Below are 15637 nucleotides of genomic sequence, written 5' to 3'. Positions count from 1 at the left end.
TTGAACACAAAACAACCGATACGCGTATGCGTGTATCGGTTGTTTTCTTTTAGCTGAATATGTCTGCAAATGTAGCTTGAGGAACTACAACTCAACTATGAGTTATCGCCGCCAATCATGTTCGAGACGATGCCTTTTTTAGTGGTATGTTCAGCAAGAACGATACCGGCAAGATGCAGAACGATGAAGATCGGAAACAGATATAAGCCAAGTTTGTGAATACTTTCGGCGGTATCCTGGAACGACTGGAAAAGCCCCTTTTCCATAATGATGCCTGTTGCTCCCTGAACCAGGACGAAGGCATAAAAATAGACATAGACCATGCCCTGTAAGCGTTCCTTTACACTGATGCCGGATCCGAATGGTTTGGGGAATCGTATTCCCTTCGTCAGCATGTAAACGATCCGCACAACAATGGTAATTATCATAATGTGAGCAAAAAGTTCGTGCCACTCCCACATTGGAGCCTGGATGGATTTTGCAATACCAACCATCTGATCTTTTAGGAGTGATTTGGTTTCAGCTGTTTCAGATAATACCGAAACCACCGTACTCTTCGACATCCATGTCATCCGTAGGAAGCCCGTTGCAAACAGTATCATCATCGCTAATGCCATCACCCAATGAAGGGTGCGATGGAGCACGGTAAATTTCGCCGTCGTTTTCATAAAAGTACTACCTTATTTTATTCAAAATATTGATGATACAGACCGTACGATTCCTGAAGTTTCTTCACAACGTCCATTGCCACTGAGGCATCCGGCGCTTCGGCAAGGTCTTCAACCAAATCAAGGTGCGGGTGCAGCCACTTGTGAAGTTCATCGTGACTCTTGCCATCCATGGTGCAGCTTGACATCAACTGATCATTCTGGGTAGTGAGATTTGCAGCAAGTTTTTTATAGTCAGTGCTGTTTGCGTTAACGTACTGCTGAACCAGTTTCTCGCCTTCCTGCACAAACGGCTTCATCTCGGTATTCACCATCCATTTGGCACCATTGTTCAGCTCTAATGTCCCAGCCTGATCACCGTGATGGTGCTCATGATGTGCTTCTTCGGTATGTTCTGGCGCCTGGTGATCGTGTTCTGCATGATTATGTGTTTCAGACGAGCAGCCCCACAATGTAACAGTAGTTATCAGGGTTAACAAGAATATTTTCATAAAGCTCCTTAATGGTTATGTGAAATCATTGTGATGATACCGTCGAGAACAACTGTTCCGTTCCTGATCAAATTTGATTTACGTCCCGACAGCTTCCAGGTAAGCACTGCCATACGCATCGCACCGGTAATGATAGTGGTTATGGCTTCGGCACCCAGAAACGAAGAGTACTCACCTGTCTGCTGGCCGTGTTTGATATTTTTTTCAACGTATGAACGTACGATCGTCATGATGTCAAGAACAGCAGCATTCAGTCTGTCATCAAACTGAAAGATACTCTCTGCAAACATGACCGAAACAATGGCTGGTCTGGCTGTGAATGTTGTTAACTGGGACATAAAGATGGCTCGTAACTGTTCGGCATCACAGTTATAGGAAGCCTGAAGCAGTTCCTGTAGCCGCAGTTCCATCCGATCTATAAAGTAGCGGAGTACGCCCAGGAGAATTTCGTTTTTCCCATCAAAATGTCGGTACAGTGCTGGCTCCGATACACCAAGGTCGGCGGCCAGGTTTTTAATTGTGAGATTCTGAATTCCATGCATGTCAATCCGGGCTGTAGCGGCTTCCATGATTTCGATTTGTCGGTTAGTAAACTGCTTCATATTCTCCGTATCACGTTACAGTTAGATTCGTTTGGTACAAAGCTACTTAAATGGGACATCTGACGGTACCAGGCGCGGTCGGAACTACATATAGATGATATGGATTGTAATCTTCTTGTTCCCGGTGAGTTGGAACGATGCTTTTTTAAAGTTCGGACGGTTGGTAAGGCCAATGGACGTGATTCTGGAAAAGCCAATACCCTCTTTGGGAACGATAAACTTTTTATCAATCTTGCCATTGTTGTTCTCGTCATGCAGAACACTAACCGCATAGGTTCCTTCCGGCAAATCTGTAAAGGTATATTGGGCCTTGGTGCTCACAATACCCGTTTGTCCAATTTTATAATAATGTTCGAACTTCTCATCAGGGATTGTCCCGTCCTTGTTGTACAGAGCAACAATCAGGGTACCCTCGGGACTCCTAAGGTTTTCAAATTCCACCGTCAACGAATACCCTTCCGAATCACCGCCGGCAAATCCTGCTGTTACCGGAAGAATCAGCGCAAGAAACATACAGAGTGCACGCATAGCTCACCTACGGATAGTTGGTTTTAAGAAGTTTGTGTTTAAGGGTATCAACAGTGTGATAGACGAGTGGAACAAGGTACACTGTTAATACTAGAGACGAAAGAAGCCCTCCAATTATTACCCAGGCAAGTCCGTTTTTCCATTCCGATGCGGTACCGGATGCAAGTGCTATTGGTAGCATCCCGATAGCCATTGACAGTGTCGTCATCAGTATCGGACGCATCCGCTCGGCTCCTGCCGTGATAAGTGCATCCTTAAGCCCCTTCCCTTCAGCTTTCAGTTGGTTTGTAAAGTCAACGATCAGAATTGAGTTTTTGGTTACAAGCCCCATGAGCATAATAAGCCCCAGTAATGCAAAAAGGCTAAGATTACTCATGGTAAGATTCAATGCCAGGAATGCTCCGATTGCAGCAACAGGAATTGCAAACAATGCTACAAACGGGTAAAGATAACTGTCGTACAGCGCCACCATTATTAGGTAAATCAACAGGAATGAGATCAGCAATACTGATCCAAGCGCACCAAAACTGTCATTCTGCCGCTTGATGTCGCTGCCCCATGCCATTTGCACCCCTGCGGGAAGTGGATTGTTGGTAATATAGGTTACTACGTCATCCGCAACAGAACCAGACGGACGTCCCAGAGCGTCAGCAGTGATTGTCACAGCAGGCTGGCGGTCCAATCGCTCCAGTTGCGACAAAGCGTTACCTCCTTCTACCCGCGCAAACTGTGATACGCGTATCGGAAGGCCGGCCGGATTTACGACCGCCAGATTGGTAACATCGGAATAGCTGCTCCTGCTAAACCGGTCCAGCCGTATGCGCACAGGATACTCAGTGCCTTTATCAGTTAATGTTGCATCATCATTGCCGGCAAACGCAGTCCGCAGGTTGAGTCCAACGTAGGCCGTGTTGAGTCCGAACCTCTGCATGAGATCCTTGTCAGGAGATACCTTATATTCCGGTGCACCTTCCTCCACTGACAGCCGGACATTATCGGCACCGGGGATACCTGCAACGGTTGCCTGAAGTGCCCGTGCAGCCTTCATAACCGTGTCAACATTTCCTCCGCTCAACGTAATCTCGATCGGGGCTGACCGTGGTACAAGACCTAAGGCCATCATTGAAACGTGAATGCCCGCATACCTGTCCTGTAGTTGTTCCCGCAGAGAACGCATAAATGCTTCGGTTGCAATGTTACCGCGTTCTTTTTTGGGGCGAAGCTGAACCGTCAGCTCGGTTTTGTACGGAAGGCCAACACCCACAGAGCCCATTCCGGTTCCCGGCCCGCCAACGTTGCTAAACACCGATAATACTTCTGGTTTTTGCAGAATGTCTTTCTCGACCTGTTCCGACATTCTGTTGTTATGCTCAAGCGGAGCGTTTTTATCATACTCGAGAAACAGTCTGAACTTTCCCTGATCACCGGTTGCAATCAACTCCTTGCCAATAATATTCTGCTGCATCATCACAACCGTCCCGGCGAGCAGAAGAATTACGAAGCCCACAAAGATGAGTTTATGCTGAAGTACCCAGGCAAGTGTTGAACGATACCACTCGATGAAGCGCGACAGTTGAGATTCAAACCACAAGAGGAATCTGTTCAGCACATTTGTAGGCTGAAGATTTTCTGACTTTCCGATGCGCGAAGCCATCCATGGTGTTAGCGTAAATCCAACAAGAAGACTCGTGAGTGTTGATGTGATCACTACGACAGAGAATTGCTTAAGCATGTCGGCAACAAACACCTGAAGGAACAGGATTGGCAGAAACACCACGACGTCAACCAGGGTTATGGACAATGCGGAAAAGCCGATTTCCATACGTCCGTCAAACGCAGCTATGCGTTTCTCTTTCCCCATGTCCAAATGTCGCTGTATATTTTCAAGCACAACGGTGGCATCGTCAACCAGGATACCAATAATCAGCGACATAGCCAGCAACGTCATCAAATTCAGGGTATAACCCAGCAGCCACATGACTGCAAACGCCGTTATCAGTGACGTTGGTATTGCTACTAAAACAATCAGTGAGTTTCTGTAGCTACGCAGGAAGAGTAACATTACCAACGACACCAGGATAACAGCCAGGATTAAGTCAAAGACAACAGAGTTTACAGCTGCAATCGTATTGTCGGTATTGTCATCAGTAATCGTAAACTTTACGTTTTTATTCCCCTCAGCCTTTTCAATCCTGGTAAATGCATCCCGGACCAGTGCAGATACATCAACGGCATTGGCATCACCTTGTTTCTTAATCAGCAGGCCAATGCCTGGGACAGCATTCAGGCGACTTACCGACGTAGGTTCTGCAACTCCGTCAACCACGGTGGCAATATCTTTCACGTAGACGGGTGAGCCCGGAACCGGCATACCGATCTGGACATTCTCAATGTCTGCCACTGTGGTAAACCTCCCAGCAAGCCGAACTGTACTGCGATTACCCTTTGCTTCGATAGCACCCACGGGTAGGTCTATACCTGAACGGTTTATTGCTTCTACAACCTGGTACAGTGAGATCCTGTACAACTGGAGTTTTTCATTATGAACCTGTACCGAGATCTCGCGCTCTTCTCCACCAATCATGGTGATCTCTGCCACACCCTTTAACTGTTGAATCTGCGGCAGATACTCATCCTTCATCAGGCGGTAGAACTCCACCGGCGGTACCGATGCCGTTGCGCTTACCGACATCATCGGCAGGTCATTCGGCGAAACTTTTGTCATTACGGGGCTTTGAATATCTTTCGGTAAATCCTTACGAATGTTGTCGATATACCGCTGAGCATCCTGCATCGTTTTATCAAGGTTCGTCCCGTACTTTAGATTAGCAATGATCACCGAAGCATTTGGCAATGACTTGGTAACCAGGTATTCTACCCCCTCAACGTTCGACAATGCATCTTCGATTCGGCGAGATACTGATGATTCTACCTCGAACGGGTCTGCCCCCGGGTAGAGCGTTCGTATTACCACAACCGGCTGGTTAAAATCGGGCATCAGCTCGTAGCCCAGATTTGTAAACCCAATAACACCCAACAGTGTTATTACACTAAACATCACAACAATCAGTGATGGTCTTTCGATTGCAATCTTGGTGATATTCATGATATTCTCACTGTTGAATGCGCACATTTGCGTTGTTAAAAACATTCAGCAGTCCGTCAGTAACAATAGCATCACCTGGGCGTAACCCTGACTCAACCGCAACCCTACTGTTGCTTTGTCTGCCAAGCGTGATTGGTGTTAAACGTGCCTTCCCATTGCTGACAACATACACACTGCTTTCACCGTTTACCGTAACCACACTCGTGGCAGGTATCATCAATCCAGTTTTGGTGATGGGCTTCTTTATCATCACGCTGCCAAACATTCCCGCCTTGATGCGCAAATCGGCAAAGTTCTGAACGAGATACTGAACTGGAAAGCTATTACCCGGATTTGCCTTACTGCCAACCATAATCACCCGACCCTCGACACTGGTTTCAGGATATGCCATCAGACTGATTCGGTGAGTATCACCAACGCGAAAGAAGCTAACTTCGGATTCGGGTACATTGATGGTAAACCGAAGCTTTCCGATATCGGTAATCTGAAGCAGAGGCACTCCTGGTGCGGCGAACCCGCCGGCTTCTGTGAACTTAGCGGTAATAATACCGCTGAAGGGGGCTTTGACCGATGACCTTTGAATTTGTTCAAGCACCGTTGAGCGCTGTACCCGGGCAGCCTGAAGAGCAAGGGCTGACTTTTCAAGCTGTACTCCCTGAACAGCTTCTGCTATAGCCAGAACAGTAAATCGTTTTACATCTGCCTCAAGCCCTTCAATTTGTACGTCGGAAGCTTGTAGCTGAAGTTTCAGCAAATCATTGTCGAGTTGCACGAGCGTAGTACCGGCACCAACCCGGTCACCAACATCAACATGCAGCATGCGCACCTTACCTTGAACATCGGCGCTTATTTTACTCTCCTGATTCGGATCAAACATCCCCGTGAATGATCCGGATAATTCCAGATCTTCATCTGCCACACGATACACTTTTACCTGTATGGCTCTCTCATTATCCTGCCGGTAAACTTGCCGGTCAGCATCTGACTTGTTCTTGTATAAAACCAACAAAACAGCAAAACCGACTACTGTTAATGCCAGTATAATAGCAACTCTGCGCAGCGTTTTCGAAGGTGTGCTCATAAATACTCCGGTTATAGTGATGAGAGAAGACCGTTTAATCGAAGCAACTCCAGCCGGGCTTTCAAAAATTCCGTCGAAGCGGTGATATAGCCTTGCTGTGCCTCTCGAAGAGCTCCGTCGGCTAATAAGACATCTGCAAGCGATGCCGTGCCCTCTTTTTGCTGCAGAACAACCTGGCGGTATATCTCGTCGGCAAACTCTACCTGATGTCGCGTAGTGTGCAGGGTTTGTTTTGACAGCTCAAGCCGGTTTATGGCATTCTGTGTTTCAACCACCGTCTTATGAGTTACCAGTTGCTGCTGCAACAAGTTATTACTTAGCTCCAGCTCTTTTTGCTGAATCTTTTCAACCGTTGCTGTCCCATTAAATACCGGATAGGTAAGCTGCAGGCCGACAAACCCTACGGGATAAGTTTTTATAAATTCGTTTGGTGCTTTGTCATATCCAAAGCCGTTCAGACCGTACTGGGCAACCACGCTAATCGTTGGGAGATACCGTGATTTCTGCAGCCAGTTTATTTCGTTTTCAAGGAGTTTTTTCTGACCTTGGAGTACTTCCTGATCTATGTATCGCGGTGCTGAGGCTTCTGGACCATCAGGGATTGCGAGTGGAGCAACGGATATCTGACTGTTTGGTTCGGCTCCCATCAGCATTTTTAATGTAAGCATAACCTGTTCATACGAGCTTCGAAGAAACTCAATGCGAGATTCAATCTGTTCAATCTGCAGCTCTACCCTGCTAACATCGGTTTTCTTTACCATTAGTTGCTGGTACAGCAACTGAGTGCTTGCCAGCAACCTCCGGGAGTTCTCCAGATTACCTGAGGCAAAATCACGTTGATGCTCCAGGAGCTGTGCCTGGTAGTATGCTAAGGCAACGCTATAGCGAAGAGCATCTTCCGACTGTGTTTTTTGAAGGCGCGCTAGCTCAGTTGCAGTAGAAGCACCGCTTATTGCACCACCAATCTGAGGACTGTACAGCACCATTGATGCAGTAATCGATGCATTGGCGTTATGCGGGACACCAAACTGAGCCTCCTTAAACTGTCCTTCCTGTGCCATCGGGTTAAAGGTTGACAATGGCATTAACTGGTGCGGCAACTCCAGGAAATACTTGTAGTCGGCATTAACCGTAACCTTGGGAATGTAGCCAGACCGTGCCTCTGCAGCCCGACTCTCACTTATTTTAACTGCATTACCACCGATCTGTACAGTTTCATGGTTTTCCAAAGCCAAGGTCATACACTGTTGAAGGGTCAGCACCTCTTGTGTCCGCATCGTACTCGTAGCGATCAACAATACACTAATGACCACTACTGGAAAGATTTTCCTTGGCGGCAGTAATCGTACACACTGCCTTCGCGTTAGCATTGACATAATGTTTCAACCGTAGTTAGTTAGTGTTCACTAACAAACCTACGCAAAATAAACTGCTTTGTCAACTATTGAGATAAAAAACTTCAGAACTGTAGCAGTTATTCACCTAACCTGGGCTATTGGAGCGGTTGATTCAGCTCAACCAAAGCCCCTTTTATGTGAGTGCTACTACCGGATTCTGCAGCGTGCCATGCTTCGGAGCACTTCGGAATGGCATATACTGTCGGATGATGCTAGCACATTGCCCCAAACAGGCTGACGGCACAGGCCACGCTGATGTTCAGTTGCTGAACCACACCCATCATTAGGATGAAGAGCTTTCCGCTAGCCGGGCTGTGTGCGCATTCAGAGACGCAACTGTGCTTGTTACACAACGAGCTACGTCAGGCTAAGTTCGTACAGGCTAACCGACTACGCATCCATGTGAGTAGTGCTAATTCGATGCCGTTAGCGCGAAGTCGGGAAAAGCGTTCATCAATTCTTCTGTGATGGTGAGCATTCACCAATTCCTGGCGGGGTCGCCCCTACGGAATTATCGTTTTGAATTTTGATCGTGTGGGCGGATCCCATCCGTACAGTACGGCCAGGTGGGGTTGCCAATACGGTATTATCGTTTTTCATGTGGTGTCGTGATGGGCGAATGCCATTCGTTAGCGTACCCCCCCCTACACGGTTTCGTGTGGGCGACCACGTGGGTTCGTTCCTACGGGTTTCATACCCACATTACGGCTTTACACAAACCTCCTGCACCCCCAAACCACGTTATCTTTCCAAGCAGACGGACGACGGCCATTCGGGCCCCTCCCCCGCCTCCACCACCATCTCGCTTCACCACCTACCACTACAGCTCGGCCGGTCGGCTGCGGTGCGCAGCCTACGTAAGGAACCTTAGGAATTCCGGAGCAATTGCTGTGATAGAGAGTACGTCAATGACAGCAAAGTGTGACATCCTACATCGGCCCCTACGGTTATTCGTTATTTGTGTGGCTTCGCGGAAGGCGGATGCCATCCGCTCTTATATCGGTTTATCGATTGATATGAGGATTCGTACAGGGCGACCACGCAGGTCGCCCCTACGGTATTATCGTTTTTTATGTTGTTTCGTGTAGGCGAATGCCATTCGTACAGTGCGGCCACGTGGGGTAGCCCTGTACGGAATTATCGGACCACCCCACAATCCGACCCACAATCTGACCCCAGACAAACAAAGCCCCTTTCATTTCGTAACACCCTGAATGGATAACAATTATGGATTGACTGTCTGGAGTTCCATGCCCACCGGATGTCTGGCAGTATATAGATCCTACCGTTCATCGATTCCTACTGTAGGCAGTCCGGTAACGATGGTATTCACAAAAGCGACAGTTTTTTCTTTTCTTCGTAATTCAGGTTACCATTATTCTCCAAATGAAGGTTATGTTTTTACCGCACCGTAGTTGTGTGGTTAGCCATTACCTTGAATACCAGTCTCTCTCAAGTTCCTTCAATTCAGTGTCTGAATACCCAGGGGTGTTATACATACCGGTATTTTGTCGCTGCCGGAATGCCTCAAATAAGGAAACTGCACAGGCCACACTGATGTTCAGTGACTGAACCACACCCATCATTGGAATTAAAAAGTTCCCATCGGCTAAGGATCGGGCATTTTCTGATACCCCGTCATGCTCGTTACCAAATACAAGGGCAACGGGCTGCGTCAGATCAAGTTCGTACAGGCTTACCGACTGCGCATCCATGTGGGTAGTGAAAATCCGGAAGCCATCAGCGCGAAGCCGAGAGAAGCATTCATCAATACTGCCATGATGGTGGACATTGACCCACTTCCGTGCGCTGGCACTGCTCTTTTCACCAAGATGCGGGAAGGTTTGCCTGCCATAATAAACTCCGTGAACATCACTCACTCCTACGGCGTCGCAGGACCGGATAACCGCACTAACGTTATGTGGATCGTGGACATTTTCGAGAACAATGGTAAGTGTTGGCTGACGTTGCCGGAGGGCCCGTCGGAGCTTTTCGGCGCGTTGCGATGTTATTGATTCTGGATGTGGCATAGCATAGTAAACTTACGAGCCAGACGAACACACACGTATGAGCGGCAAAAAAAAACCGGACACTGTGTAGTGTCCGGTTCAGTGTTTTCATCTGTACGTGTTACTTATCAGCCTCGCCCATCACCGGATCGATACTTCCGATAATGGCAACAACGTCGCTCACCATCGAGCCTTCGCACATGTATTTCAGTGCCTGCAGGTTGGCCGATGATGGACTGCGGATTTTTAGCTTCCACGGGTTACCGGTACCATCACTCACATAGTAAAATCCCAGCTCCCCCTTTGACCCCTCAGCGGCAAAATACACATCACCCTTGGGTGGCTGAATACAGAAATTAATTAACATAAAATCATTTATCATCTCTTCCATCTTTGTATAGATGGACTGTTTGCGAGGCAGAACTGATGTTGGTTGATCTTCGTTCAGTACAGGTGTCCGCGGGCTATTCTCAAGTTTATCAAGACACTGGTGGCAAATCTTCATTGACTCCCATATTTCAAGGTCGCGGCAGATATACCGAGCATAGCAGTCACCATCGTTATGAGTAATCACGTCGAAATCAACCTGATCATAGAACATGTACGGCTCATCACGGCGCAGATCACGAGCAACACCCGAGCCACGAAGGGTTGGTCCCGTCAGTCCAAGCTGAATTGCTTTTTCGGGAGGCATATACCCAATGCCAGCCATCCGGTCAACAAAAATCCGGTTGCGGTTTACCAGGCCTTCCACTTCCTTCATACGGTCAGGCATCTGATTTAGCCATGCACGTACGTCGCGCATTACATCATCAGGGATATCATTGGCAACACCGCCAATCCGGGCAAAGCTTGTTGTGAACCGTGCACCGCAAATGCGCTCAAACAAATCGTACAGCTTTTCGCGCTCCGTAAACGTCCACAAAAACAGCGTCATTGCGCCAACATCCATTGCCGTTGCGCCAAGAGCAAGCAGGTGGTTGGAGATGCGCGCCATCTCGGTGACCAGCATACGCACCCAGGTACCGCGCACCGGTACATCAATGTTGGCAAGTTTCTCGATAGCCAGGCAGATCGCAACGTTATTTGCCATCGGGCTTATGTAGTCCAGCCGGTCGGTATGCGGAATAAACTCATGGTAGGTACTGCTCTCAGCTATCTTTTCATATCCCCGGTGCAGGTATCCCAGCTCCGGAACACACTTCACAACAGTTTCACCTTCCAGCCGTATCAGAACCCGCAGCACACCATGAGTAGCCGGATGCTGCGGTCCCATGTTGAGCACCATGTCATTCTCAAGCGGGTCCTCGAACATCACCACCGTATCCTTATCCTGTATTTCACGCAGGATTTTGGAGTGACGCAGCTTCTCAACTCGTTCAATTGTTGACGTAGGTGTTACCGATATACTCATGACATACGTGTCCTGTATTCAAGGAATAGTTCGTGCCATACGTGGCACAACTTCAAATATACATACTGTTCCAGCACCCTCAGGCGTCAGAGATTGGGAAGGGGCTTTGGCAGACCAAACAGTGAATGACCGCCAGTTACTTTAAACGGCTTGCCAGCCATTCGCGTACCATTGCCGAAGCATCTGGCGTTGGCCAGTGACCACCATCAAAGAAGCGGAAAGTGTTGGTGACACCGTTGCGCGTTAGCAGGGCCGACAGCAGTTCACCGGTTTGCGGACGTACCACAGCATCCTTAGTACCATGCAGAACCAGCACCTCGATTCCGTGTGTTTTTAACACCGGTATGTACTGCTGAACTTCACCATAGGCATACATGCTGGCGCTAACTGAAACAATACCCTGAAATGTTTCGGGAAATCGTGTTGCAACCGCATACGCATAAAAACCACCCTGGCTGAAGCCAACAATGATGGGCTTCACTGCCGATATCGGATAACGAATGCTCGCATCCAGATAAGCATCACGATACCAGATCGCACTGGTGGATACGACCTCGTTGCGCAACGAATCACTCATGAAGGGAGCAGCGTCAGTTGCACTGTACGCATCCCGCTGTGTCGCCTTAATGTCTGCCATCTTCGGGTACGGCGCCTGCGGAAAAACAAAGATGACGGAATCCATGTTGAATGACTTAATCCATTCAATCATCAAATCCTCAGTGTTACCGTTGCCGTGCAGAACCAGCACACTCGGATACGTAACACCAGGCTTCAGCTGCCTTGGCAACAACACCTTGTACAGTCCAAGCCGTACCTGCAGCGTTTGTACCGTTTGTATCCGCTGATCCGGTGTATTCGTTATTGACTTCAGGTACGACCCAAGACGAACTTCATCCTGTTTACGGCCATTTCTGGTGTACAGCTGCAGCAGTTTATTCGCGGCTACCGAATCAGCCGGCACAACATTCAGCCATTGTTCGTACAACCGAATAGCAGCCCCATCCGATAACCCGGTCTGGAATAACTCGTCAGCCCGCTCGCGGTATGTTCGTTTGTCTTTTCGTGTAAAAATGTCGTCAGCAAGCTGTGCCGTTACCGTCCCGACGTCACACAGAAGGACTATCAAAATAACAACGCTGCAGATATTATGTTTTTTTAGATTAAAACAGGAAGTCGTAAACAACAAACACCTTCTGCGGTATGCGCGTCAATAAAACTGTGTCGAATATCACCCGGTGGCGGTGGTCAGGGTCACCTATGGTGTGTGGGCGAGGTGGGACTTGAACCCACACGTCCTTGCGAACACGGGCTTCTGAGACCCGCCTGTCTGCCAATTTCAGCACTCGCCCATTTGTTGTGCGGAGAGGGAGGGATTCGAACCCTCGATAGGATTGCTCCTATAACGGTTTTCGAGACCGCCCGATTCAACCACTCTCGCACCTCTCCAAAAAAAGTTTAACGTGGTTAAACAAGACAGCAAATATAACAGGTTACCCCTCAATTTCAGCACGCAGCGCCAGATACGAAAAGTACCTACCAGCATTTATCGCCCCTTTATCAACTGCATCCTTTACTGCGCATCCGGGTTCGTGAGTATGAGTGCAGGTTGAGAATTTGCAGTTGGGGCTATAATCATCAAACTCTTCAAAGTAGTACATAATCTCCTGTAGGTCCAGCTCCCAAATCGAGAATTCACGGGTCCCGGGACTGTCGATAACAAAGCCCCCTCGCGGTAAGGGCACAAGGAGAGCTGATGTTGTGGTATGCCTGCCCTTGCCGGTTGCCTGAGAGATACTGCCTACCCGCAGATGATTTTGCGTAATGTGATTTATCAACGAGCTCTTGCCTACACCGCTTTGCCCGGCCAGAAGGGTTGTAGCTCCATTCAGAAATTCCGTCAGAAGGTCTATACCAAATCCGCTAACCGTACTCACAAAAAAAACCTTTCGGCGTAGTGCCTTTGTATACACCTCCAGATCTTCTGCTATCAGTGTTTCAAGCTCACCACTAACAAGGTCCATTTTGTTAACAATGATGAAGGGTTCCAGATCACCTTTATCGGCAGCGATCAGGTATCGGTCAATTAGCCCGCGGTGATAATCGGGATTGGCAGCAGCAATTACAATTCCCAGCCTGTCGATATTGGCAGCAAGGACCTGTTCGCGCTGCACCCTGCCGGCAGCTTTACGCGAGAGGAGTGTCCGCCGCGTTTCCACCTTCTCGATGGTTCCCTCGGCATACTCCTGTCCGCCCACCTCCATGGCTGATCCCGAGGATACAAACCACACAACGTCACCTACGGCAACCAGCGTTGTTCCGCCCTGAGCATCAACCGTGCCGCTAACGCTGCACACCATCAGGGAAACAGCATCGAGGCCATGGTCTGTAATTTCAGGCGCTACAAGCCAGTGCGGCCCCAGGGCGGTAAGCACGGTTCCCCGCCGGGCTCCAGCCGGCAGTACCTTGCCCGGCTTCACCACAGTCCGCAGCTTCCTTTTCCTGAACGATGATTGCGCCTCTGCCTCATCGTCGTTGCCGGTATGTTTTTTACGCGTATTCAAGTGTGGAAAATAGTTGACAGTTCAGCGGTAAGGTTGTACTTTTGTGGCAGTATTTTTCAAGTTACTAGGAAACCGTTGAACTTTCGGTGGATATTTAGGGAATCGTTAGATGAAAATGCCGTCCAAAACCTGATTAAAACCTTGAAAATCCCCAAGCCAATTGCAAAAGTATTGGTTGGAAGGGGCATATCAACCGTTGATGAAGTCGCATCGTACTTCACACCGGATTTGGCTTTACTTCATTCTCCATGGCTCATGGATGGAATGGAGGTCGCAGTTGACCGCATAATGCGTGCAGTTGAGTTAAAAGAGCCGATATGGATTCACGGCGATTATGATGTTGACGGCACATCCAGCACTGCCATCATGCTCCATTTCCTGCGGAGTATTGGTGCTACGGCTGATTACCATATTCCCAACAGGATGGACGAAGGCTTTGGCTTCATGCCAAGGAGCGTTGACTTTGCACGCGAGTTTGGCGCCAAGGTCATTATTACCGTTGATGTTGGTGTCACCGCTGCTAAAACAGTTGAGTACGCTGCAGGTTTTGGTATTGACGTTATTATCTGTGATCATCACCAGGCTGCCGAGGTTCTCCCGTCAGCATTGGCAATCCTCGATCCGGTAAAACCCGGCTGCACCTATCCGTTTCAGGACCTTGCCGCATGTGGCGTAACGTTTAAACTAATCCATGCAATGTGTGAACGCCGGGGTACTCCTGACGTTGCTTTTAGGTATCTGGACCTGGTTGCAATCGCCTCGGCTGCCGATATCGCACCACTCCATGGCGAAAACCGTATCATTAGTTACTTTGGACTGAAGCTGATTAATGAAAATCCACGGCCTGGATTAAAGGGGCTGATCGAATGCGCCGGACTGCATGCAGGTCAGATCACCAATTCCAGCGTCGTCTTCGGACTGGCTCCGCGAATTAATGCTGCCGGACGTTTGGGTGACCCGCGGCGCGCAGTTGAGATGATGATTACCGAAAGCGAAATCCAGGCGTTTCAGATTGCTCAGCAACTGGAACACGATAACCGGCTGCGCAGGGCAATCGACGAAGAGACGTTTGAACTTGCCGAAGAGCAGGCGCTGCAACTCCTTACCGATAACCCTGAAATGCGGTCCCTGGTCTTACACAACGCTGACTGGCATGCCGGCGTGATTGGTATCGTGGCGTCCCGCCTGGTAGAACGGTTTCACCTTCCAACGGTCATGTTAACGACGATTGACGGTATTGCCAAAGGATCGGCACGGTCAATTAAAAATTTCGATATCTACGCAGCCCTGAAGTCGTGCGAAGATCTGATGGTGGAGTTTGGCGGACATAAGCATGCTGCAGGCCTCTCCCTGGCGGCAGAAAATATCCCGGAGCTGCGCCGGCGTATCGACGAGGTGGCCCGAAAACTCCTTGAAACCGTAGAACTAAGTCCTGAAATCCAAATTGATGCAGAGCTTTCGCTGAGCGACTTAAATCCTAATTTTATCAAGCACCTAAGCAGATTTGCACCCTTCGGATACGGTAACCACCGTCCGATGTTCTTCAGCAAACACGTCGTCTCAGCAAATGGCGTTAAAGTTGTTGGTAACAACCACTTAAAATTCCGGGCACTGCAAAGCAATTTTGCAATTGATGCCATAGGTTTCAACCTTGGTCACAAATTAGATCAATGTTCGCACGGTAAGGTATTCTCAATGGTGTACACACTGGAAGAAAATACCTTCAATGGATCAGCAATGCCTCAGGTTCGCATCAAAGATATCCGCCCCGAGCAGTAGC

The 15637-nt window shown here is 48.7% G+C and carries 12 protein-coding genes and 2 tRNA genes; 1 reads left to right on the top strand and 13 read right to left on the bottom strand.

Going from position 1 to position 15637, the window contains the following annotated elements; genetic code table 11:
• Nucleotides 1-95: 95 nt before the first annotated feature.
• From HRU79_10375 to rsgA, 13 genes are all read right to left on the bottom strand, one after another.
• The gene (locus tag HRU79_10375) at nt 96-668 is read right to left on the bottom strand and encodes a cytochrome b/b6 domain-containing protein (protein ID QOJ27023.1); all 573 of its coding nucleotides are present in this window, start codon (nt 666-668) and stop codon (nt 96-98) included.
• A 17-nt stretch (nt 669-685) separates the two neighbouring features.
• Nucleotides 686-1159: a hypothetical protein gene (locus HRU79_10370; protein ID QOJ27022.1), complete on the bottom strand. Its 474-nt coding sequence runs from the start codon at nt 1157-1159 to the stop codon at nt 686-688.
• 8 nt (nt 1160-1167) lie between these two features.
• Nucleotides 1168-1761: a TetR/AcrR family transcriptional regulator gene (locus HRU79_10365; protein QOJ27021.1), complete on the bottom strand. Its 594-nt coding sequence runs from the start codon at nt 1759-1761 to the stop codon at nt 1168-1170.
• 84 nt (nt 1762-1845) lie between these two features.
• Nucleotides 1846-2274 carry a DUF2141 domain-containing protein gene (locus HRU79_10360; GenBank protein ID QOJ27319.1) on the bottom strand — a complete coding sequence of 143 codons (429 nt, stop codon included), beginning with the start codon at nt 2272-2274 and terminating at the stop codon, nt 1846-1848.
• A gap of 22 nt (nt 2275-2296) precedes the next feature.
• On the bottom strand, nt 2297-5395 hold the full coding sequence (locus HRU79_10355) for an efflux RND transporter permease subunit (GenBank protein ID QOJ27020.1): 3099 nt from the start codon (nt 5393-5395) through the stop codon (nt 2297-2299).
• 7 nt (nt 5396-5402) lie between these two features.
• Entirely contained in the window at nt 5403-6476 is a 1074-nt protein-coding gene (locus HRU79_10350) for an efflux RND transporter periplasmic adaptor subunit (protein ID QOJ27019.1), read from the bottom strand.
• A gap of 11 nt (nt 6477-6487) precedes the next feature.
• Nucleotides 6488-7717 carry a TolC family protein gene (locus HRU79_10345; GenBank protein QOJ27018.1) on the bottom strand — a complete coding sequence of 410 codons (1230 nt, stop codon included), beginning with the start codon at nt 7715-7717 and terminating at the stop codon, nt 6488-6490.
• 1586 nt (nt 7718-9303) lie between these two features.
• Nucleotides 9304-9903, bottom strand: coding sequence for an RNA methyltransferase (locus tag HRU79_10340; GenBank protein QOJ27017.1), 600 nt, complete (start codon nt 9901-9903; stop codon nt 9304-9306).
• A 100-nt stretch (nt 9904-10003) separates the two neighbouring features.
• A complete protein-coding gene (gene nuoD, locus HRU79_10335; GenBank protein ID QOJ27016.1) occupies nt 10004-11296 on the bottom strand; it encodes an NADH dehydrogenase (quinone) subunit D in 1293 nt (430 codons plus the stop codon).
• A gap of 136 nt (nt 11297-11432) precedes the next feature.
• Nucleotides 11433-12422 carry a hypothetical protein gene (locus HRU79_10330; protein QOJ27015.1) on the bottom strand — a complete coding sequence of 330 codons (990 nt, stop codon included), beginning with the start codon at nt 12420-12422 and terminating at the stop codon, nt 11433-11435.
• Nucleotides 12423-12561: 139 nt separating this feature from the next.
• Nucleotides 12562-12645, bottom strand: a tRNA-Leu gene (locus HRU79_10325).
• A 10-nt stretch (nt 12646-12655) separates the two neighbouring features.
• Nucleotides 12656-12742, bottom strand: a tRNA-Ser gene (locus tag HRU79_10320).
• Nucleotides 12743-12786: 44 nt separating this feature from the next.
• A complete protein-coding gene (gene rsgA, locus HRU79_10315; protein ID QOJ27014.1) occupies nt 12787-13857 on the bottom strand; it encodes a ribosome small subunit-dependent GTPase A in 1071 nt (356 codons plus the stop codon).
• A gap of 75 nt (nt 13858-13932) precedes the next feature.
• On the opposite strand from rsgA, the gene recJ reads away from it, so the two are divergent.
• Complete coding sequence (recJ, locus tag HRU79_10310) at nt 13933-15636, top strand: single-stranded-DNA-specific exonuclease RecJ (GenBank protein ID QOJ27013.1); 1704 nt, start codon at nt 13933-13935, stop codon at nt 15634-15636.
• Nucleotide 15637 lies beyond the last annotated feature (1 nt).

The organism is Ignavibacteria bacterium (assembly GCA_015709655.1).
GTDB lineage: Bacteria > Bacteroidota > Ignavibacteria > Kapaibacteriales > Kapaibacteriaceae > OLB6.
Note: the sequence above shows the minus strand (reverse complement) of the source record. Positions and strands in the feature narration are given on the sequence as shown.